18 protein-coding genes are annotated in these 19,629 nt (G+C 51.8%); 7 read left to right on the plus strand and 11 right to left on the minus strand.

Annotated elements, in window-relative coordinates; genetic code table 11:
• Position 1 precedes the first annotated feature (1 nt).
• Genes H924_RS10330 through H924_RS10345 form a run of 4 tightly spaced genes read right to left on the minus strand, consistent with a single transcriptional unit; the run spans position 2 to position 5,175 of the window.
• Complete coding sequence (locus H924_RS10330) at positions 2-1,630, minus strand: dipeptide ABC transporter ATP-binding protein (protein ID WP_015651910.1); 1,629 nt, start codon at positions 1,628-1,630, stop codon at positions 2-4.
• A gap of 3 nt (positions 1,631-1,633) precedes the next feature.
• Entirely contained in the window at positions 1,634-2,518 is an 885-nt protein-coding gene (locus H924_RS10335; protein WP_029703704.1) for an ABC transporter permease, read from the minus strand.
• A 5-nt stretch (positions 2,519-2,523) separates the two neighbouring features.
• Positions 2,524-3,465: an ABC transporter permease gene (locus H924_RS10340; RefSeq protein WP_015651912.1), complete on the minus strand. Its 942-nt coding sequence runs from the start codon at positions 3,463-3,465 to the stop codon at positions 2,524-2,526.
• A complete protein-coding gene (locus H924_RS10345) occupies positions 3,466-5,175 on the minus strand; it encodes a TIGR04028 family ABC transporter substrate-binding protein (protein ID WP_015651913.1) in 1,710 nt (569 codons plus the stop codon).
• Between the two features lie 146 nt (positions 5,176-5,321).
• Between H924_RS10345 and H924_RS10350 the strand changes: the two genes are divergently transcribed.
• Together H924_RS10350 and H924_RS10355 are read left to right on the plus strand one after the other, a co-directional pair.
• Positions 5,322-7,271 carry an FAD/NAD(P)-binding protein gene (locus H924_RS10350; RefSeq protein WP_015651914.1) on the plus strand — a complete coding sequence of 650 codons (1,950 nt, stop codon included), beginning with the start codon at positions 5,322-5,324 and terminating at the stop codon, positions 7,269-7,271.
• Positions 7,272-7,375: 104 nt separating this feature from the next.
• Positions 7,376-8,119: a DedA family protein gene (locus H924_RS10355; protein ID WP_015651915.1), complete on the plus strand. Its 744-nt coding sequence runs from the start codon at positions 7,376-7,378 to the stop codon at positions 8,117-8,119.
• A gap of 2 nt (positions 8,120-8,121) precedes the next feature.
• Here H924_RS10355 and H924_RS10360 read toward each other — a convergent pair whose 3' ends face one another.
• Positions 8,122-8,847, minus strand: coding sequence for an SDR family oxidoreductase (locus H924_RS10360; RefSeq protein WP_015651916.1), 726 nt, complete (start codon positions 8,845-8,847; stop codon positions 8,122-8,124).
• A 116-nt stretch (positions 8,848-8,963) separates the two neighbouring features.
• On the opposite strand from H924_RS10360, the gene H924_RS10365 reads away from it, so the two are divergent.
• Both H924_RS10365 and H924_RS14595 read left to right on the plus strand, forming a co-directional pair.
• The gene (locus tag H924_RS10365; protein ID WP_245533863.1) at positions 8,964-9,449 is read left to right on the plus strand and encodes a TetR/AcrR family transcriptional regulator; all 486 of its coding nucleotides are present in this window, start codon (positions 8,964-8,966) and stop codon (positions 9,447-9,449) included.
• Positions 9,439-9,693 (plus strand): hypothetical protein, encoded by a 255-nt coding sequence (locus H924_RS14595; RefSeq protein ID WP_245533864.1) that lies wholly within the window; start codon positions 9,439-9,441, stop codon positions 9,691-9,693. The genes H924_RS10365 and H924_RS14595 overlap by 11 nt, the downstream gene beginning before the upstream one ends.
• Before the next feature lie 2 nt (positions 9,694-9,695).
• Here the strand turns inward: H924_RS14595 and H924_RS10370 are convergent, their stop codons facing one another.
• Positions 9,696-10,856 carry a cystathionine gamma-synthase gene (locus H924_RS10370; protein ID WP_015651917.1) on the minus strand — a complete coding sequence of 387 codons (1,161 nt, stop codon included), beginning with the start codon at positions 10,854-10,856 and terminating at the stop codon, positions 9,696-9,698.
• 182 nt (positions 10,857-11,038) lie between these two features.
• Here H924_RS10370 and H924_RS10375 point away from each other — a divergent pair, with 182 nt between their 5' ends.
• The 3 genes from H924_RS10375 to chrA are packed head-to-tail and all read left to right on the plus strand — an operon-like array spanning position 11,039 to position 13,646.
• On the plus strand, positions 11,039-12,076 hold the full coding sequence (locus H924_RS10375) for a mechanosensitive ion channel family protein (protein ID WP_015651918.1): 1,038 nt from the start codon (positions 11,039-11,041) through the stop codon (positions 12,074-12,076).
• Between the two features lie 11 nt (positions 12,077-12,087).
• A complete protein-coding gene (locus H924_RS10380) occupies positions 12,088-12,489 on the plus strand; it encodes a globin (RefSeq protein ID WP_015651919.1) in 402 nt (133 codons plus the stop codon).
• 26 nt (positions 12,490-12,515) lie between these two features.
• The gene (chrA, locus tag H924_RS10385; protein WP_015651920.1) at positions 12,516-13,646 is read left to right on the plus strand and encodes a chromate efflux transporter; all 1,131 of its coding nucleotides are present in this window, start codon (positions 12,516-12,518) and stop codon (positions 13,644-13,646) included.
• Here chrA and H924_RS10390 read toward each other — a convergent pair.
• The 5 genes from H924_RS10390 to H924_RS10410 form a co-directional block, all read right to left on the minus strand.
• Entirely contained in the window at positions 13,643-14,272 is a 630-nt protein-coding gene (locus H924_RS10390; RefSeq protein WP_015651921.1) for a hypothetical protein, read from the minus strand. The genes chrA and H924_RS10390 overlap by 4 nt on opposite strands.
• A complete protein-coding gene (locus tag H924_RS10395; RefSeq protein ID WP_015651922.1) occupies positions 14,272-14,733 on the minus strand; it encodes an acyl-CoA thioesterase in 462 nt (153 codons plus the stop codon). The genes H924_RS10390 and H924_RS10395 overlap by 1 nt, the downstream gene beginning before the upstream one ends.
• A 180-nt stretch (positions 14,734-14,913) precedes the next feature.
• A complete protein-coding gene (gene ettA / locus H924_RS10400) occupies positions 14,914-16,584 on the minus strand; it encodes an energy-dependent translational throttle protein EttA (RefSeq protein ID WP_015651923.1) in 1,671 nt (556 codons plus the stop codon).
• A 115-nt stretch (positions 16,585-16,699) separates the two neighbouring features.
• On the minus strand, positions 16,700-17,251 hold the full coding sequence (locus tag H924_RS10405) for a single-stranded DNA-binding protein (protein ID WP_015651924.1): 552 nt from the start codon (positions 17,249-17,251) through the stop codon (positions 16,700-16,702).
• Positions 17,252-17,421: 170 nt separating this feature from the next.
• Positions 17,422-19,545, minus strand: coding sequence for a cytochrome c oxidase assembly protein (locus H924_RS10410; RefSeq protein WP_015651925.1), 2,124 nt, complete (start codon positions 19,543-19,545; stop codon positions 17,422-17,424).
• Positions 19,546-19,629: the final 84 nt, after the last annotated feature.

Here is a 19,629-nt window from a genome sequence, read left to right on the forward strand (position 1 = left end):
CCTAAAGTCCAAGATTGAGTTCGCCACCACGATAACGCGATCCCGGGATTGCGTCGATGAGGCGGGAAGTAAATTCGCTTTGTGGGTTCTTAAACACTTCGGCAGTCTTACCCACTTCCCCTTGGCTGCCGCGACTCATCACAGAGACGGTGTCTGAGATTTCACGAACCACAGCCAAATCATGGGAAATGAAAACATAGGTTAATCCTAGCTCTCGTTGTAGATCATCGAGCAGGCGCAGAATTTGGGCCTGCACAGTGACATCAAGAGCAGAAACAGCCTCATCAAAAACAACCAATTCAGGTTCCAAGATCATTGCTCGCGCAATTGCTACACGCTGGCGCTGACCACCAGAAAGCTCACGTGGACGGCGGCTACCCAACTGTGGATCCAGGGCCACCAAGTCCAGGTGATGATCTACTTTTTCTGAAACCTCTGCCTTGCTCAATTTGGTGAAATTGCGCAGGGGCTCGGCAATGATGCCCGCAATTGTTTGACGTGGATCCAAAGAAGAAAATGGGTTTTGGTATACCAACTGAATCTGCTGGCGCAATTGACGCTGAGCCGTGGCAGATAATCCAGTTATCTCCGTACCGTCAAACTTAATAGACCCCGAGGTGGGGGTATTAAACATAGAAATGGCTCGGCCTAATGTCGTTTTTCCGGAGCCTGATTCACCAACAATGGCATGGGTGCTACCACGCAGCACCTCAAATGAAATATCATTGGCAGCCACAAAAACGTCGTCTTTGCCTCGGGAATATTCTTTGCGGAACTTATCAACTACCAAAAGTGGCTCGGAAGTGGCACCTGCCGCTACTCGCGTGGGGATCTCGCCGATGCTCAGCGAGGGCGCGTCGGCAAGCAACTTTTTAGAGTATTCATGCTGGGGTTCGGTCAAGACCGAAGCCGCGTAACCACTTTCCCGGACCTCACCATTTTGCATGACGACGATTTGATCCGCCCGATCACCGGCAACAGCGAGATCATGGGTAATAAATAAAATTCCCATGCCTAGTTCCCGCTGCATATCTTCTAGCAAATCCAGAATGATTTTCTGCACGGTCACATCCAGCGCGGATGTAGGCTCATCGGCGATGATCAGCTCTGGCTCAAGTGCAATGGCAGCTGCGATCAACGCGCGCTGCTTCATGCCACCAGACAGCTCATGCGGGTACTGGTCATAGCGGACCTCTGGGTTATCAATACCCACGCGTTCTAGAAGCTCAATGACCTTCTTCTTGCGCTCCGCGGCAGTTCCACGCTTGTGGATAGCCAAGCCCTCCCCCACTGACGCACCAATGGTTTTCACTGGGTTCAGGGAGTTGTTGGGGTCCTGCGGAATCAAACCAATCTTGGTGCCGCGAACGTTTTTCCACTCGCGTGCGTTCAAGCCAACCAGCGAACGGCCGTTGAAGGAAATCCGACCAGAATCTACCTCAGCGTTATCAGCCAGCAAACCAATCACGGCCTGCGCAGTGGTGGATTTACCAGATCCGGACTCACCAACAATCGCGGTGATCTGGCCAGGATGCACCTCCAGGCTGACATTGTTGACAGCATGCACCAAACCTTTAGCAGTTTGATAAGAGACAACCAGATCGTTGATCTCTAACAAGGGGGTAGTCATTTTCTATGCCTCCTTCTGGATGATGCGGCTTAGATAGTTGGCAGACATAACCACGGCGATGATGACAAAACCAGGCAGCACAGTCAGCCACCATGAGGTTGCCATGTAGTCACGGGCATCAGAGATGAGCAGCCCCCACTCTGGAGTTGGCGGCGGAGCACCGTAGCCCAAGAATCCCAGCACGGACAGCTGCAAAATAGAGGAGCCGAACTGTAGGGCAGCAAGAGCGAACACTGGGGTCAGGGAGTTAGGCAGAATGTGGCGGAACAACACCTGTGCCTGGGTACCACCAGAACCATAGGCTGCCTCCACAAAATCAGAACCTGCAACCGTCATCACTTGGGAACGAGCTAAACGGGCAAAAGTAGCAACTGAAGTAATACCAACGGCGATCGCAGCATTCATCGTGCCGAATCCCAAAAGAATAACGACAGTCAAGCTGAGCAGCAGCGCCGGAATAGACAACAGTACGTCCACAAAACGCATTAGTACTGTGTCCAACCATCCACGTTGTGCGCCTGCGAGCAAACCAATCAAGGTGCCCACAATCAGTCCAACTAACACCGCAATTAATGCGCCCAGCAGGGTTTCCCTGGCGCCGTAGACAACACGGCTATACAGGTCACGTCCCACAGAATCCGTGCCAAACCAGTGAGTTCCGCTTGGGCTCAGCAGGGCCACATCATCGCCGGTAAACGGATCCTGGGAGGTAAATAGGCTTGGGATCAGTGCCATCAGCACAGCGACGACCAAAACCACAATAGAAAGCACAGCGGCAGGCCTTGTCCAAGGATTGCCCAACGCTTTACGCTTGCGCGACGGATCAGCTGATCCAGTTCGAGGATTTGCAGACACCGGTTTCTTAGATGAAATAGGAGGGTTACTCATGGTATTTATGCCCTTTCCCTGCGGCGCAGACGGGCATCGAGGACTGGGTACAACAAATCCACGATGAGGTTGATCAAAACATAAACAGCAGCTGCAATTACCACGATGGCAAGCATCACTGGCATATCGCGGTTGGCCACGGCGTTGACTGTCAACTGGCCAAGACCAGCACGGCCGAACACAGCCTCGGTAACCACGGCACCGCCAACAAGTTCACCAAATAAAATGCCTGCGATAGTCATGGTGGGCAATAAAGCATTGCGCAAAATATTGCGGAAGAAGATCCACATTTCACCTGCACCGCGTGCTCGAACAGCTGCGATAAAAGGTTGGTTTTTTACTTCTTCAATGGAGCGAATCAGCACCTGTGCAAGTGGTGCGGTAATCGGAATAGACAACGTGATTGTGGGCAAGATCAATCCCTGTGCCGGGGTGGAGCCAATGACTGGAACCCAACCCAAGCGGAAAGAAACCACCTGAATCAGCATGATGCCCAACCAGAAGCTTGGAAGAGAGACGAAAAATGGGGGCAGTGCTTGGAAGAATCCCTTGATCCAGGCAAAGCGGTCCATGGTGGCAAGAATGGAAATGACCAGCGCCAGGATGGCTGCAAGCAAGAACGCCAAGATGGCCAAGGTGAGGGTGCCAGGCATTGCTTCTGCCAATTGGGTAGCCACAGCTGTACCAGTTTGTACCGAGTAGCCGAAATCGCCCACTAGGAAACCAGTCAGTGTTGTGAAGTACTGAGCAATTAGGGATTCATCGGCACCGTAGGATTCCCGGATTTGTGCGATTTGTTCTGGTGAAAGACCCAGGTCTGGGCTGGAATAACGTGCAGTCACAGCATCGCCAGGAAGGGCAGAAAGCATGATGAATGCGAGAGTAAAAGTGACCAACAAAACCAAAAGGGCTTGCCCGATTCGGCGCAGGATCTGCGAGGTAGTCATTTACTCCTCCTCACTGGAATCGTTACTGGAATGGTCAAGGTATGTTTCATAAAAACTTGGGCGTCCGATAACTTCGGGGCTAAAGCCCTTCACATAGGGCTGCACGCCGTAGACAACTGGCTCTTCAAACAGTGGCAAAACATAGGCTTGTTCGGTGATGTAGTCCTGTGCGGCGGCAGATGCTGCTGCGCGGTCGGCTTCATTTGGGCTGGATGCAATAGCCATGAGGAGTTCCTCCAAATGAGGATCGCCAATGTCAGCGGTCTCCCCTTCCATGGTCATGTTCAGCAGTTCATTGCGGTTGGTGGAGTACAGCTGAGATTTCAGTACGTCGTAGTCTGCGCGTCCAACCATGGTGTGGCGGACCTGAATTTTATCTAGGTCCTTCGAATCAGCGTCTTGTGCTGCTTGATCACCTGGGTTGAGGTTAACTTTGATGCCTATATCGCCTAGTTGTTCTTGAACCATTGTGACCACTTCGCGGGAGCGTGGCTGTGGGAGGGCTTCGTTGAAGGTGAGTTCTAAAAGCTCACCGTCTTTGCGTCTCATGCCGTCAGAGTCCACAGTCCAGCCGGCTTCATCTAAAAGTGCGGTGGCTTTATCTAGGTCATAGATATAGGCATCAACCTGTTCTTTGTATCCAAGTGCGTTTTGCCCCAGCACTGAGGTAGCTAGTGGGTAAGACTCACTAAACAGCACGCGCATGATCTTTTCACGGTCGATGGCGTGGATGAGCGCTTGGCGGACTCGAATATCTGACAGCTTGTCGTTTTTAAAACGGAAGTTGAAGCTGTTGTTCACACCGTTGGTGGCGGCGGAAATGATGGAAATGCCTTCATTTTTAAGGTGCGCTTCGACGGGCGCTTCGATTTGGCGGGCAATATCTGCCTGGCCCGCAACGATTGCGCCGATGCGAACTGACTCCTCGCCTGCTAGCACGTAGTTAACGGCATCAAGTTTTGCGCGGCCTTGGTGTTCGCGGGCAGGTGGTGCCCAATCGTAATCTTCGCGGACGCTCAAAGTGAGGTTGGTGCCCAGAGTTTCATCAGTGATGAGAAAAGGACCGGAGCCGATGACGTTTTTGGCATTGCCAGGTGCAAATTCTTCATTAGCAAAATCCAAGGTGGAATCAGCATAAAGGCCAGCATTGAATGAGCTGGTAGCCTGTGCAAATCCTGGAGCGGGTTCAGAGAAGTGGAATCGGACGGTGTCCTCATCGATTACTTCGCCGTGGTCATAGTTGGTAATTTGCTCCGAGATGGTGAGGCGTCGATCTTTATCCCCAAGTCCATAAAGGTCAAAGTTCTTCACCACATTTTCAGCGGTCAGTGGGGTGCCGTCCGAGTACGTGACGTCGGTGCGGATGTTGAAGGTGAACTCTGTTGCATCTTCATTGACTTCCGGCAGATCGGTGGCGATCCATGGGCTAAGTTCCAGGGTTTCTGGATCCTGGTAGAGCAAGCGGTCTGCAATGTTGTTGACCACGCTGCCGTTGGGATAAAAACCTGCTGATGGTGGATAAAGGGTTCGGAAGAACTGTGGTTCCAGGTAAGTGAGGGTGTTGTCCTCGCCTTGTGCTGGTTGGACAGTGCATCCAGAAAGCATGGCTAAACCGGCCAGTGTGGCGGCTACTGCGGTGAGCAACCGGCGGGTTTTCAAGCGTGGTTTATTCTCGGGGGAGCCGAGACCGTGCCTGTGCTTTTTAAACACTAGGCTTACCTCCAGTGAATATTTAAGTTACTTTACGTGTCAGCTAATTAATGTCCCAGAACTTAACACACTTTTAGACTAAGCGGTACATTGGTTTAGACTAATCTGTCTAAATCGCACCAATAATCCACTACGCAGGAGTTTTTGTGAGCACGAACGATAAGCAGGTGGCCATCATCGGCGTAGGCCCCAGGGGCATTTCAGTATTAGAAAGGATTGCAGCAGCTCTCAATACTGTTTCTAGGCCACAACAGGGTCTTACCATTCACCTTGTCGAAGATTCTCAAATGGGCGCAGGCAACGTGTGGCGCACCGATCAAACCAGGACACTGTGCATGAATACGCTCGCTGGTGCGGTGACAATATTCACAGAGCCAGGTTCCACTGTGACCGCTCCAGTGGTGGAAGGACCACTGCAATTTGATTGGATCCGCCTGCTGCGCGGCGATGAAGATTTGAGTGGAATTCCAGAAAAAGCCATCGAGCTGTTCCGCACCTATCCCCCGACTGCATCCGTGGCGGAGGATTTCAAGCAAGAATTAGCAGACACTGTTATCCAGTCTAATCCTTCCCGCGCGCTGTACGGCGCTTATTTGCGGTGGGCTTTCGATGTTGCCCTGCAGCTACTGCCGCAGTGGGTAACGGTGGAGCAGCACAACACACGCGCGATCGGCATCCGCGAAGATGGCGACCGCGATGTTATTACCTTAGATAATTCAGAAATGATTTCTGCCGATTCCACGGTGTTGGCGGTCGGTTGGCAAACTCCTGCTTTTAACGCTGAAGAACAATCCATCCTCGCAGCTTTAGAAGAGTACCCTGATCTGGTGTGGGTAAAGCCTGGCAATCCGGTGGAACAAGATGCCAGCCTTATTCCTGCTGGTGAGCAAGTACTTGTGCGTGGTTTAGGCATGGGCTTTTTCGACATCATGGCACTGACTACCATCGATCGAGGTGGCATTTTCCACGAGGACCAAAGCACCCGCTCTGGACTTCGATATGAGGCCTCAGGAGAGGAACCACTCTTTATAATTTCCTCCGGCCGCGGCTACCCTTATCTTCCAAAATCCGACTATAAGTCTCTTCCACCTGGCGCAAAATTAGCGCGCCTGAAGGCAGTAATTTCCACAATAAACTCTCAAAAACGCGGGATTGCCTCAATTAACTATGACACCGAGGTATGGCCAGCTGTCGTTCGTGATGCTTATGAGGCTTATTATGACAACCTCAATCGGGTTAACCCTGAGGCAATCTATACGAGTCTGGAAAAAATTATCGAGGTTATCGATGAGGTAGACGTCGACAAGCTCCCCAAAGCACTGGCCGCGCACACCGCGGACATCTTTGACCTGCAGGCCTGGGAATTCCCGCTGGCGGGAATTAATGAAAGCGTTGAGGAATTAACCGCGCGCATCGCAGCTGGCTTAAGCCACGATATTCACCATGCTGAACTTGCGTGGGATAGCCCACTAAAGTCAGCTCTGTGGTCAATATCTGCCGCCCGCAAACCCAGCTCCATTCTCGGCGCGGAAGGCCGCTTCACTTTTGAATCGCGGCGCAATCGCTTCGCCGCAGTAATGGCCATTGGCCAGATGGTCGGCTCCGGCCCACCCCTTTTCCGAACTCGGGAATTGTTGGCGCTTGTCGACGCGGGCCTGGTGCACTTCATCGGCGCCCGCCCCCGCCTCAGCGTCCACGATGGGCTGTGGCAGCTCACCTCCCCCACCACTGGGGAGACACCGCAGCGTTCGCGGGTGCTCATTGACGCCTGGATGCATAATCCCGATGTGCGTCGCAACGCCGACCCTTTGGCGCTCACGCTAGAAGAAGCCAACCGAGTTCGTCCCTTTAATGTCTATTCCAGTGACGGCACTGCAGCCCCCACAGGTTCCCCGGAAGTTGATCCCGCTACGCACCTATTGGTGCACCCCAATGGCAAGCTTGATCCGCGGGTACGCCTAATTGGTATTCCCACTTATGCGCAATTGCCCGACACCACCATTTCACCGATGCCGGGAACGAACCCTCTTATGCTGCAAGAAACGGATAAAGCTGCAGTGCAGGTGCTCCGCCAATTGGGATTCATAGATGCTTAATACTGAGAGACAATTACCTTTAAACCCCTAAAAAAACCCTGAACTTTCCCCAAACTACCTTTCCCCTTGGAGAAAGTTCCCCTAACCAGGGTAGTCTGTTCTGCATGTATTTAACCCTTGCGGACTCCGTTTCCCAGGTAGCACTGGGTCCATCTTGGATGGACCCAATGTACCTCTTGTCAGGTTCAGGCCCTTTTGGCGATTTTGTCTTACCCGCGATGCTGGCGATTGTCTTTATTGAATCTGGCTTGCTCTTCCCACTATTGCCTGGTGATTCTTTGCTATTTACCGGTGGTTTGTTGGCAAACCAGCCGGATCCTTTTGCTCCACTATGGTTGGTTCTTATCCTCTGCCCCATCGCCGCAATTTTGGGCGACCAGGTGGGCTACTGGCTGGGACACAAATTCCACCCCAAGCTGGTCAATCGCCCTGATGGACGCATCTTCAAGCAGGAATACCTCAAGCAGACTGAGGACTTCTTTGAAAAGCACGGCCCCATCACCATCATTCTGTGCCGTTTTGTGCCCATCGTTCGCACCTATGCACCTTTGGTAGCTGGCATGGCCGGTATGCGCTACCGCACCTTCTTTATCTATAACGTCATCGGTGGCATTCTCTGGGGTGCCGGCGTAGTTGCTCTAGGCGCAGCTCTTGGTCAGTTCGACTTTGTCCGCAACAATATCGAAGCGATCTTCCTGGTCATCGTATTCATTTCCATCGTGCCTGGCCTGATCGGTTTTGCTCGCAAACTTGCAAGCAAAACCCCAGCAGAACCAATTTCAGAGCCCGTTGCCGAAGCGTCCACTGAGTCTAAGATTGCCGAGCCGGTAGAGCGCCCAGCTCAATAATTTTATTTGCGATCGCCCAGTTCAATTCTGGGACGAACATCCACATTGGTAATTTGCGTGGATGAGCCAGCGTCAACCACAAAACGGATGGCGCTGGCTATTTCTTTTGCGTCGATATACAACTCAGGCTGATATACAGTCCCCTGGGCAGCCATAAGCCCGCGCAACATCTCGGTGTCAGTCGGGCCGGGGGAAATCGTCGAAACGCGCACTCCCACGCCAGCTTCCTCCTTGCGTAAAGAGTCCGCCAAACCCCGCAGTGCGTGCTTGCTCGCGGTATAAATCGTGTTACCCGGATGGGCTCCAGTACCCGCGCCAGAATTAATAAAAATAATTTGGCCCTGCGCCTTGCGTAGCGCAGGCAGCAATTGCCGTGTCAGCTCAGCCGGCACAATAACATTAAGCTCCAAATGCGCGCGCCACTGCTCCACAGAGGAGCTTTCCACGCTGTGGTTGCGGGCCACCGCCGCAGCGTGGACCAGGGTGTCCACGCGCTCTAGTTTAGAGAGCTTTTCGACGCCTCCCCGATCTAAAACGTCGGACAAGATATCGCTCTGGATGCCCACAACTCCTGAAATATCCTCAAGTTTTTGCAAAATTTCCAAATTTCGTCCCAATGCAAAAACAAGATGGTCGGTGGCTAAATCCTTAACAATTTCTAAGCCCATTCCGCCTGTCGCACCCGTTACTACCGCGACTTTCTTAGCTTTTTCTTGGTTTTCTGACATCATTTCAGTCTCCCAGGTTTTTCTTTAATTAAATGCATTCAACTTACAAGTTGCTATGACCACTATTCTATTAAATGGACTCGTATTGATTAAACTCATGACGTACCCTTTAAATCATGCCAAGTGAAATTATCAAGCCCTCTGTGGCCGTAGCACCCACAAATACTGGCCGTCGCCCAGGGCGTCCTACACAACGCATTCTGACAATTGATTCAATTGTTGAGCGCACATTGGCCATTGCGGGACGTGAAGGTTTTGCTGCAGTTACCATGAACCGCCTAGCGCGTGACATGGGCGTCACCCCGCGTGCACTTTATAACCACGTTTCCAACCGTCAAGAAATTGTTGACCGCGTATGGGTTAAGGTCGTTGAAGGTATCACCCTTCCTGATCTAGATCCAGCTGATTGGCGCAATAGCTTCCACGTGTTGTGGAACTCCCTGCGTGATCAATTCCGCACTTTCCCACGTGTTCTCCTCGTTGCGCTTGATGAGCAGATCAGCCCCCAGGGCACCTCTCCTTTGCGCCTCAAACTTGTTGAAATTGCATTGGATTTCTTCCAGCATTGGGCTATCCCTCGAGGACGCCGTTGTGGTCCGTGAAATGCTGCTAGCTGATCTTTTCAGCTTCGCACTCACCGCAGATTTCAGCTATGACCTGCGCAGCGATGAGGACAAAGCAACAACCTTCCACCCAGTCCCCGAGGTCTGGCTGGAAAAGCTACCAGAGGTTGAAGCCCCACTTACCCGTCAAGCACTTAAGGTGTCCCCCCGCACTGCGGACGAACTCTTTAACAAGATGGTTGAAGCCCGAATTGCTTATGTAGAAAAGCTGCTCGGACTCTAATTTTACAGTTGGTCGAGGGCCTGCTCAACATCGGCGAGCAGGTCCTCAATATCTTCAATGCCAATGGAAATACGCACAAGGTCACGGGGGACCTCCAGCTGTGAACCAGCGGCAGACTGGTGAGTCATGGTTGCTGGGTGCTCCAGCAAGGATTCCACACCACCGAGAGATTCCGCCAAGCAGATTAACTTGGTAGAGGTGCAGAACTTCTTTGCTGCTTCTTCGCCACCAGCAAAACGCACTGAAATCATCGCGCCAAAGCGCTTCATCTGCTTAGCTGCAACCTCATGGCCAGGGTGAGAAGCCAAGCCTGGGTAGAGCACAGTGGATACCTCTGGGCGGGAATCTAACAGATCAGCTACCTTTTCTGCGTTATCGCAGTGGCGTTCCATACGAACAGCCAAGGTCTTAAGACCACGAGCGGTCAAATAAGCATCAAAAACAGATGGGATTGGGCCGACGCCGCCCTGAAGGAAAAGTAGCTCCTCGTCGAGTGCTGCATCATTGGTCACCACGATGCCGCCGACCACGTCGGAGTGTCCACCGATGTACTTGGTGGTGGAATGCAAAACAGCATGTGCACCCAAGGCCAGTGGCTGCTGCAAATATGGTGATGCGAAGGTGTTGTCTACAACGAGCTTGGCATTAGTACCCTTGGTGAGCTCTGCAATTGCTGCAATATCAGTGATGGACAATGCTGGGTTGGTGGGGGTTTCCACCCAGATTAACTTGGTGTTTTCCTTGATTGCTGCTGCAACTTCTGCTGCCACTGCAGTATCAACCACGGTGTACTCCACGCCCCAGGCAGTGAAAACAGTATCGATAAGGCGAAAAGTTCCACCATATGCGTCATTGCCCAAGATGATGTGATCGCCTGGCTTGAGCAAAATGCGGAAGAGAATATCGGTTGCTGCCATTCCAGAAGAGAATGCCCGACCAAACTGCGCACCTTCCAAAGCTGCAACGGTCTTTTCTAGGGAGACGATTGTGGGATTTCCCACACGAGTGTATTCAAAACCATTGCGCAGATCATTTGGACCATTCTGGGCAAAGGTGGTGGAGGCGTAAATAGGGATGTTGATCGAACCATAAAACTCATCTGGCTCATATCCTGCATGAATGGATGCAGTGGAGAAACCCTGGGCGTTGGGGTTGGAAGACAAGGTAGATCAACTCCTGAAAATTTTTAAGTCGCTGTGCAGCCAGATCGGCTCTGTGGCAATGATAGACCAAGCTGTCCATTCTAGCCCAAATATCATGTCTTTTCATGCACACTTTTAATCCCGTTTATGCAGGCCAATCTCTGCCGTGAGAGATTTCGCCAAAAGTATTACGGTAGAAACCGATGATTATTTCTCGTGCTAACTCAGGGTCAGATGTCAATCTTGTCGAAGATGTCTCGAGCTGGTGGGACGACCCCACCACTAAGGAATGGCTCATCGACAAACCAATTTCTATTGCAGTCACAATTATGGTGGCGCTTATTGCTCATTGGATTTTGCGCAAGCTTATTACCAAGGCAGTAGAACGCGGCGCCAATAGAATGGGTGAGCAAGAGAAGCCGAAAAAGCCTTCTCTCATTAGGACTCCCTTTGGAAAATCTTCTTCCCAAACTGAAGAGATTCCACTTGATGTGCAGGTTTTGCGTCGTTCGCAGGAACAACGCCGCCAAGCACGTATCCGCACCCTAGGTGCGGTGGGTAAATCAGCTGTCGCAATCTTTGTCTGGACTTGGGCGGTACTGGCCATTTTGTCCACCATTGGGGTGAATGTGGCTCCACTTATCGCCTCTGCCGGCGTGGCTGGTGTTGCTCTTGGTTTTGGTGCACAATCCCTGGTCAAGGACTTCCTCAGCGGTATTTTCATGCTGATTGAAGATCAATATGGCGTGGGTGACACCATCGATGTTGGAGATGGAATTGTCGGAGAAGTAGAAGATATCAGCATGCGTATGACTACTCTGCGCGATATGGATGGCACCGTGTGGTACATCCGTAATGGAGAGATTCTGCGCGTAGGTAACTTCTCTGATGAATACGCCATCGCCCGATTTGAAGTTCCTGTTGGACTATCCAATGACACTGAGAAGGCCTGGGCAGTTATTGAAAAGTCCTTCCAGGAGGCGGTAAAGATGCCAACTGTTAAGAACTCCATCTTGGAAGAACCAGAGATGAAGGGTATCTCCGCCTTTGAGCCAGACCATATGACCTTCCGAGGTGTGGTGAAGACCTTGCCTGGTTTCCAATGGGAGGTACAGCGCCACGTGTATGCCAAGGTTCTTAGCGATATGCAACGCGAGGGAATCACCACTCCATATCCCAATGGAATCGGTGCACTTTCACCCAGGCAGCTCGAGGCGAAACGTTCGGGAGAAAAGGCCTAGAATCTTTAGGCATGACAGTCCCCGAGAATTTTTATGATGCAGTGGGCGGTGAGGAGACTTTCTCCCTCATCGTCCACCGTTTTTATGAGCAGGTCCGCACCGATGACATCCTTGGTCCCATGTATCCCCCAGATGATTGGGAGGGTGCGGAGCAGCGCCTTAAGATGTTCCTCGCTCAGTATTGGGGTGGACCTAGCGATTACTCGGAACAACGTGGCCACCCGCGTCTACGCATGCGCCATGCTCACTTCCCCATCGGCGTTACTGCGGCACAGCGCTGGCTGGAACTCATGGATAAGGCCATGCAGGATGTGGATATCACTCCGGAGCAGCATGAAGCCATTTGGGATCATATGCTGCGGGTAGCCGATATGTTGATTAACTCCAATCCGGATCCCCACGAAAAGCGCTAACCCAGAAGGCACCTTAAAGTTAGGCTGTGCCCAAAGTTTTAGAAGTTTTAAAAAGTTTTAGTTTGTTGGGGTTCACTGCCTTTGGTGGCCCCACTGCCCACTTAGGATATTTCCGAACCGAATTTGTTGAGCGTAAGAAGTGGCTCGACGATAAACAATATTCCGAAATTGTTGCCATTAGTCAGCTCCTCCCCGGACCTGGATCCTCGCAGGTCGGACTAGCGCTGGGTTATCAGCGCGCCGGTTTTGTTGGCATGGCCGCTGCTTGGTTCGGCTTCACGTTGCCGTCCGTTGTGCTGATGACAGCATTTGCGCTACTCTTCGACGCCAGCAATGCGGGTTGGACACTCGGCCTGCTCGCCGCAGCGGTCGCAGTAGTCTTTCACGCGGTTTCTGGCATGGCACGCACGATGGCTGACACTCCTCTAAGCGCCACCATCGCGGTATTTTCCGGCATCGCCGTGCTCGCAATCCCCTCTGCTTTTACCCACCTCGGCGTAATTTTGGCAGCCGGGGTTATTGGTATCTTTGCCTTCAAAAAGCTTGTCGACGAAACCCCGCCTGCCGCGCCCCTGCGCGCTATTCCAGCGTGGGCTGGAATCGGCGCGCTAATCATCTTCTTCTTGGGTCTTATTGCTGCCATTGCAGCTGGTGGTTTTTATCCCGCCTTTTATCAAGCCGGATCCACCGTTTTTGGTGGTGGCCACGTGGTTTTGCCATTGCTAGAAAAACTAGTGGTGGCAACTGGATGGATTCCAGAAAATGAATTCCTTGCAGGTTATTCTGCCGCGCAGGCTGTCCCGGGGCCGATGTTTACCTTTGCCTCTTACCTCGGTGCCGTCAATGGTGGAGTGCTTGGTGCACTTTATGCCACCTTGTTGATCTTTATTCCCGGCGCGTTGTTGACCATTGCGGGACTGTATTTCTGGGGACGCTGGCGGGAAGCTCCCTTACTACAAGCTGCCATTCAGGGCGTTAATGCTGGTGTAGTTGGCCTTTTGGGAGCAGCGCTTTATGATCCGGTGTTTACACACGGTATCACTGGGGTGGCATCACTGGCGATTGCAGCAATGTGCTGGTTGGGTCTTGCAAAATGGAAAATCCCACCCTGGGCAATCGCACTTGGTGCTGCGCTTGCCGGGTGGGTGCTGCTTTAAAAAACGCTTAATCCCAAACCTGCGGAGTGATAAACACTGCCATAAGGTGCATCAATTCGGGTCCAACGTCCATTTACCGAAACTCTTAAATGGCGTGGGATCTCATTGGGAGCCTCAAAGCCTGGGATTAATCCCAAAGAGGTGCAGGTAAAAACAGTACGCATGGCAATTGATGCAGTTTTGCCATTACCTTCAGCCTTAATTACCTCTTGGTCCATCAGCGATGCTGGGGGCCCAAGGGGCCCGGAGAACTGGCGCGCTAGCGCTTGGCCTTGATCAGCCAGCGACCTTACTACCTGAGTGGGGAGCTCGTCGACAAGCGTAAAACCGGTGCTGGGGGGCAGTGAACCTGGCCAACTAGCGTCGCGTGCGGGGCCGATATCGGGGGTTCCGGCATTGAGCGCTGCCAATAAATCAGCGGCCCCCACGGCTGCGCCATCGCGACTGGCCACCCCAGCAACTCGGCGTGAGGCCGTCACGTTGAAAGGCGTGGTGACAAAAACATCCACTAATTCAGGCGCAATTTGCCGAAAACGTGCGCTAGCTAATTCATCAATTCCCACCGCCCGGGCCACCAGTGCCTGGAGGCCGCGGGCGCCGGAGGTAATGCTTAAAGATTCTGGCACTAGTTTTCCAGAGCTTCCTGGGCCTGGACTTCGCTGCTTGCAACGGCAGTAAGTACCTTGCGCTCAACCTTGCTGATGGAACGTGGTGCGGCGGTCTGGATATTAACGGTGACCTGCACACACTCAACAACGCAGCAAACTCGACCATTACGGTCTTTAACTTCCTGGCGGGTTCTGAAGGAAGTATTGCCCAGCTTGGTGACCTGGGTTTCCACAATCACCTTGGTGGTATCAGGCAAAATTGCGCGCAAATAATCCACTTCCAAGTGGCGCACAAAAGCTGCGGGGATTTCATAACCGCGCTCACGGAATTGATCCTCGGCAAAAATAAGACGAGCTTCTTGAGCGATTTCGATATAAGCAGCGTTGTTTACGTGTCCGAAACGGTCGAAATCGGACCAACGGAGATCAACCTCCGTGACGTGGAAGTTCTTTTGGGTGTTTTCCTCAGTGACTGCCATGGTTTTAGCCTCGGCCTCTTTCTATCTAACTTCGGGTTATTCGAGCGTCTCGCAAGCATTCTACCGACCACCCGACTGCGTGCGCATTCCTGTGTAAATCTCAAACAAAAGGCCTGCATACTCCTAGAATTTTAAATGGGAGTATACAGGCCAATTCTAACTAATTTCCGCTTCGTAGAATTAGCGCGTCAGCTTACGGTGCGTCACTCGGGATGGACGAGCTGCGTCAGCACCAAGGCGCTCAACCTTGTTCTTCTCATAATCTTCGAAGTTGCCTTCGAACCAGTACCACTGGCCTTCGACAACGTTGCCTTCCCACGCCAAGATGTGGGTACAGGTGCGGTCCAGGAACCAACGGTCGTGGGAAATGACCACGGCGCAGCCTGGGAAGTTTTGCAGTGCATTTTCCAAAGAGCCCAGGGTTTCGACATCAAGGTCGTTTGTAGGCTCATCGAGCAGGATCAGGTTTCCGCCCTGCTTCAAGGTCAATGCCAGGTTGAGGCGGTTACGCTCACCACCGGACAGAACCTTGGAAGGCTTTTGCTGATCTGCGCCCTTAAAGCCAAAGGCAGAAAGGTATGCACGAGATGGCATTTCATTTTGGCCAACGATGATGTAGTCAAGACCATCGGAAACAACTTCCCAAACAGTCTTTTCAGGATCAATGTTTTCACGGCCCTGGTCAACGTAGGACAGCTGTACAGTCTCTCCGATTTCCACGGTGCCTGCGTCTGGCTTTTCAAGGCCAACAATGGTCTTAAACAGGGTGGACTTACCCACACCGTTAGGGCCGATAACACCCACGATGCCGTTACGAGGCAGGGTGAAGGAAAGATCCTTGATCAGGGTGCGTCCGTCGAAGCCCTTCTCCAGGTCCTTAACCTCTACAACCTTGTTACCCAGGCGTGGAGGAGTTGGGATCTGGATTTCTTCGAAGTCGAGTTTGCGGTACTTCTCAGCTTCCGCAGCCATCTCCTCATAACGGGACAGACGAGCCTTGTTCTTAGCCTGGCGTGCCTTAGCACCGGAACGAACCCAAGCGAGTTCTTCCTTCAGACGCTTTTGCAGCTTCTGATCCTTCTTGCCGGCAACTTCCAAACGATCAGCCTTCTTCTCCAGGTAGGTGGAGTAGTTGCCCTCGTATGGGTGCAGCTGACCGCGGTCAACTTCACAGATCCACTGTGCAACGTGATCAAGGAAGTAACGGTCGTGTGTGACGGCAAGGACAGCGCCCTTGTAATCAGCCAAGTGCTTTTCCAACCACAGCACGGACTCCGCGTCCAAGTGGTTAGTAGGCTCATCGAGCAGCAGCAGGTCAGGCTCGGAAAGCAAGAGCTTTGCCAAAGCCACGCGGCGACGCTCACCACCGGAAAGGTGGGTTACGGCCTCATCGCCTGGAGGACAACGCAGTGCGTCAAGAGCTTGTTCGATCTTGGAATCAATTTCCCAAGCATCTGCGGCGTCGAGGGCTTCCTGAAGGACACCCATTTCTTCCATGAGCTCATCGGTGTAGTTGGTAGCCATTTCTTCTGCAATGGCTTCGAAGCGTTGCTTCTTTTCGAAGATCTCGCCGAGACCTTCTTCAACGTTCTGGCGAACAGTCTTTTCCTCGTTCAGCGGTGGTTCCTGCAGCAAGATGCCAACAGTTGCGCCTGGATCGAGGAATGCTTCACCATTAGATGGCTGGTCGATGCCGGCCATGATCTTCAGAATTGATGACTTACCAGCGCCGTTAGGACCAACGACACCGATCTTGGCACCTGGGTAGAAGGACATGTAGACATTGTCCAAGATGACCTTGTCACCGATTGCCTTACGCACGTTCTTCATCGTGTAGATGAACTCGCCCAATGTAACCCCTTTAACTGCGATTTTGCGTTTAAGTACTCAGCTGTCAAGGTTACATGAGCCAGCCCAAATAAGGGACCTTGGCCAATAAAGTAGGCTTCCGGCCCCTCTCGGAAAACTATTCTTCGGTGTGCTCGCTAGCTCCAACGCTTACTAGCTGACTTTCCTCCCCCACTGCTGCTCCTTCCTCGGTGCCATTGTCTTCGCTGTTATTAAAATGCCGCGCTTCTGGGTTTGGATAATGAGATGACGTATCTTCAGGAATGGTTACTCCATCGGGGACGTTTTCTAGTCGCGGACGAGAATCAACAAATCCCACACGATAAGTATTAAGATCAATGCCAATAGACAATGCTCGCATCCGCACCTCTTGGCGCTTATTGAGCTTGTCTGAATCCCCCTCAGTTACAGCCCATTCATTGGTATAAAGCATTCCTTGAATAATCACTGATACTCCAGTGGTCAAAGATTGGTGCGCGTTAATTCCAAGGCGACCCCATGCCTCTACATTGATATAGAGCTGATCAGTGTTATGCCACTTTTCGCCCTGGCGGTAGGAGCGTGAAGAAGCAATACGCAGCTTTAGCACTCCGTCACTATTGTCTTTCTTTCCAATATAAAGCGGGTCGCTGCAAACTCGGCCGACGATGGTAATTGGTGAGTTAATCATGTCTCGGTGATCCATTTCTTTTGTGGTAGTGGATGTACTTTCACCAGGCAGTGTGCCAGTTGATCACCAAGACGTAAAACACCCCAGCAGCCAATCTGTGGATAACTTCAAACTAGTGAGAGTTATCCACAGGCAGGGCTCCTGGGGAGCGCAAGGAGGCGTCGAAAAGCTTATTCTTTGTCTTTAGGGTCCTTGGACTCGAAAGTTTCGTTGTAATAATCCGAGTGCAGATCGTGGCCCTGGCTCATCCGCGCCAGCATCTTGTTGTATTCCTCAGCGTCCTCAAAATTTGTTTCGCGGGCGCGCTTTTCATAGTTCTTTTCATTGTTTCGCTCTTCGCGCAACCAACCACGGAAGAGGTATCCAAAAACAATAATCAGCGGGAAGGAACCAGAAGCCCATGCGATGCCACCACCAACCAGCTGGTCATGAGCCAAATCAACCGCCCAAGGGAGGTCAAGACGAGTATAAAAATCTTCCGCCAAAATGACCTTGAGCTGCATGAGGTAAACGCCAAAGAAGAGGTGGAAAGGCATAGAGAAGCTCAGCCACGCCAGCCGCGAAACGTGTGTGCGTTCCTCCGGCTTTGGATCAGGACCGATCATTTCCCAGTAATAAATGTATCCCGAGAACACAAACACAAAGTTCATGATCAAGTGACCAGCATGCTCAGACACCATGACCTCATAAAGCGGGGTGAGGTACAGCGCATAAAAAATAATGATGAACTGAATCGTGTTCACTGCTGGGTGCATAAGGAACTTCAAAATTGGGTTATCAGCCAGGACTGCAGCCCATTCATGCCAGCCTGGACGGCCAGGTTCGCCCGGCTCAACTGCTTCCATAATCAAGCTCAAAGGCGCGCCCAGCACCAAAAATACCGGCACAACCATGGACAACAGCATGTGCGCCACCATGTGCATGGAGAAAGTCGCCGGCATATACATGCCGATTCCGGAAGAAACGGTGACCCCCAGGGTGGCACAGCCGAGCACCCACCAGAAGGTGCGTAGGTGGTTCCACGGCTTTGCTTTACGACGCAAAACTCGCAGCCCGTGCATATAGAAAAGGAAAAGCAAGATAGCCACAGTGCCCAGCATCAAATCAAAACGCCACATGGTAAAGACATTTGTCATGGTGGGTTCAATATTTAAGGCATAGCCAATTTCAAGAGCCATCACAGAAAGATCTGGCGTGTCAGGGGTTGGCGGTGGGGTACGACCCATAGAAATAGCGATGCCCAAAATGGCTGCCATAATGAGGACTTCGCCGATAGCAATGCGCGCAAAAACTTGGGGATTTCCAGGTAGCTGTGGAATGGAAATTCGCCTATGCGCCAAACCGACAACGCCCAATAAAATCACACCGACGGTTTTTGCCACCACTAATAAGCCATAGTTTGTGGAGAACAAATCCTCGAAATCCACCCGCAGCAAAGCATTAACAACACCAGAAATCGCCATGCCGGCAATACTGAAAGTTGCTAGTGCTGAATAGCGCTTTACCGCAATATCCAAATCTGGGCCCAGTCTGCGGCAATGTGCAATTAGTGCCATGAGACCACCTACCCACACCAGCATAAGAAGCAAGTGCCAGAGCAAAGAGTTGGTACCAAAATCATGGTCACCACCTGATGCTGAGTGACCTTCCAAACCAAGCGGAATAATCATTACAAAAGCACCAAAAAGCAAAACCGGTTGCATAATCCAGCTCCGCACAAAAAGACCAATAATACCGGTAGTAAAGGCAAAAACTGCTACCCACCCCCAAGCCTTGGCAGTAGCCACTTGTTCAAATGCTATTGACCAATTTTGTGGCTGAATTGCTGAGCTAAAAGGTTGACCAGAAAGATCTGACATCACCAGCGGGATCATCACGATCGCAATAAGTCCAAAACAAATAGCTGCGAGAGCTCCGGTGCGGCTAGCGAGAGCTCCATCTACTGAGAGAAGTGCCTTTTGCAGGTTGTTTTTTCCATCAACAGTGCGTGGCGCAATAAAGAAGGTGGAGGCTAAGAAGCTCCCCACCGAAAGCGAGGCCACGATCCAACCAACGGCTCTTAAGAAAGGTAAGCCAGCAGTAGTGACTGGGCCGGGATCGGCAATTCCTAGCGCTGAAAGAGATTCAGATAAGAACCCCCAGGCCAAAATCGCTCCAACAAGTCCCGCGACAAGGGCAAAAAGAAGATAAAGAGGCCACGTATTTCGGACCCTACTCTTTTTGTTTTCCCCTGTTTTGGCACGATTATCGACACTATTAGGCATAGCGCCTTCGGCAATTACTTGCTCATCCATGCCACCAATCTAACCCCCTCCCCTACGTCTTCCCTAGTTGAGTGAGCTTTTTACTAACCGAACCCGGGTGTGCGATGGAGTTCC

Source organism: Corynebacterium callunae DSM 20147, from assembly GCF_000344785.1.
Lineage (GTDB): Bacteria > Actinomycetota > Actinomycetes > Mycobacteriales > Mycobacteriaceae > Corynebacterium > Corynebacterium callunae.

Coding starts and splice junctions, on each gene's coding strand:
- H924_RS10330 (WP_015651910.1), bottom strand. CDS start 1,630: ATGACTACCCCCTTGTTAGAGATCAACGATCTGGTTGTCTCTTATCAA.
- H924_RS10335 (WP_029703704.1), bottom strand. CDS start 2,518: ATGAGTAACCCTCCTATTTCATCTAAGAAACCGGTGTCTGCAAATCCT.
- H924_RS10340 (WP_015651912.1), bottom strand. CDS start 3,465: ATGACTACCTCGCAGATCCTGCGCCGAATCGGGCAAGCCCTTTTGGTT.
- H924_RS10355 (WP_015651915.1), top strand. CDS start 7,376: ATGTATTTAACCCTTGCGGACTCCGTTTCCCAGGTAGCACTGGGTCCA.
- H924_RS10360 (WP_015651916.1), bottom strand. CDS start 8,847: ATGTCAGAAAACCAAGAAAAAGCTAAGAAAGTCGCGGTAGTAACGGGT.
- H924_RS10365 (WP_245533863.1), top strand. CDS start 8,964: ATGCCAAGTGAAATTATCAAGCCCTCTGTGGCCGTAGCACCCACAAAT.
- H924_RS10375 (WP_015651918.1), top strand. CDS start 11,039: ATGATTATTTCTCGTGCTAACTCAGGGTCAGATGTCAATCTTGTCGAA.
- H924_RS10380 (WP_015651919.1), top strand. CDS start 12,088: ATGACAGTCCCCGAGAATTTTTATGATGCAGTGGGCGGTGAGGAGACT.
- H924_RS10395 (WP_015651922.1), bottom strand. CDS start 14,733: ATGGCAGTCACTGAGGAAAACACCCAAAAGAACTTCCACGTCACGGAG.
- H924_RS10405 (WP_015651924.1), bottom strand. CDS start 17,251: ATGATTAACTCACCAATTACCATCGTCGGCCGAGTTTGCAGCGACCCG.
- H924_RS10410 (WP_015651925.1), bottom strand. CDS start 19,545: ATGGATGAGCAAGTAATTGCCGAAGGCGCTATGCCTAATAGTGTCGAT.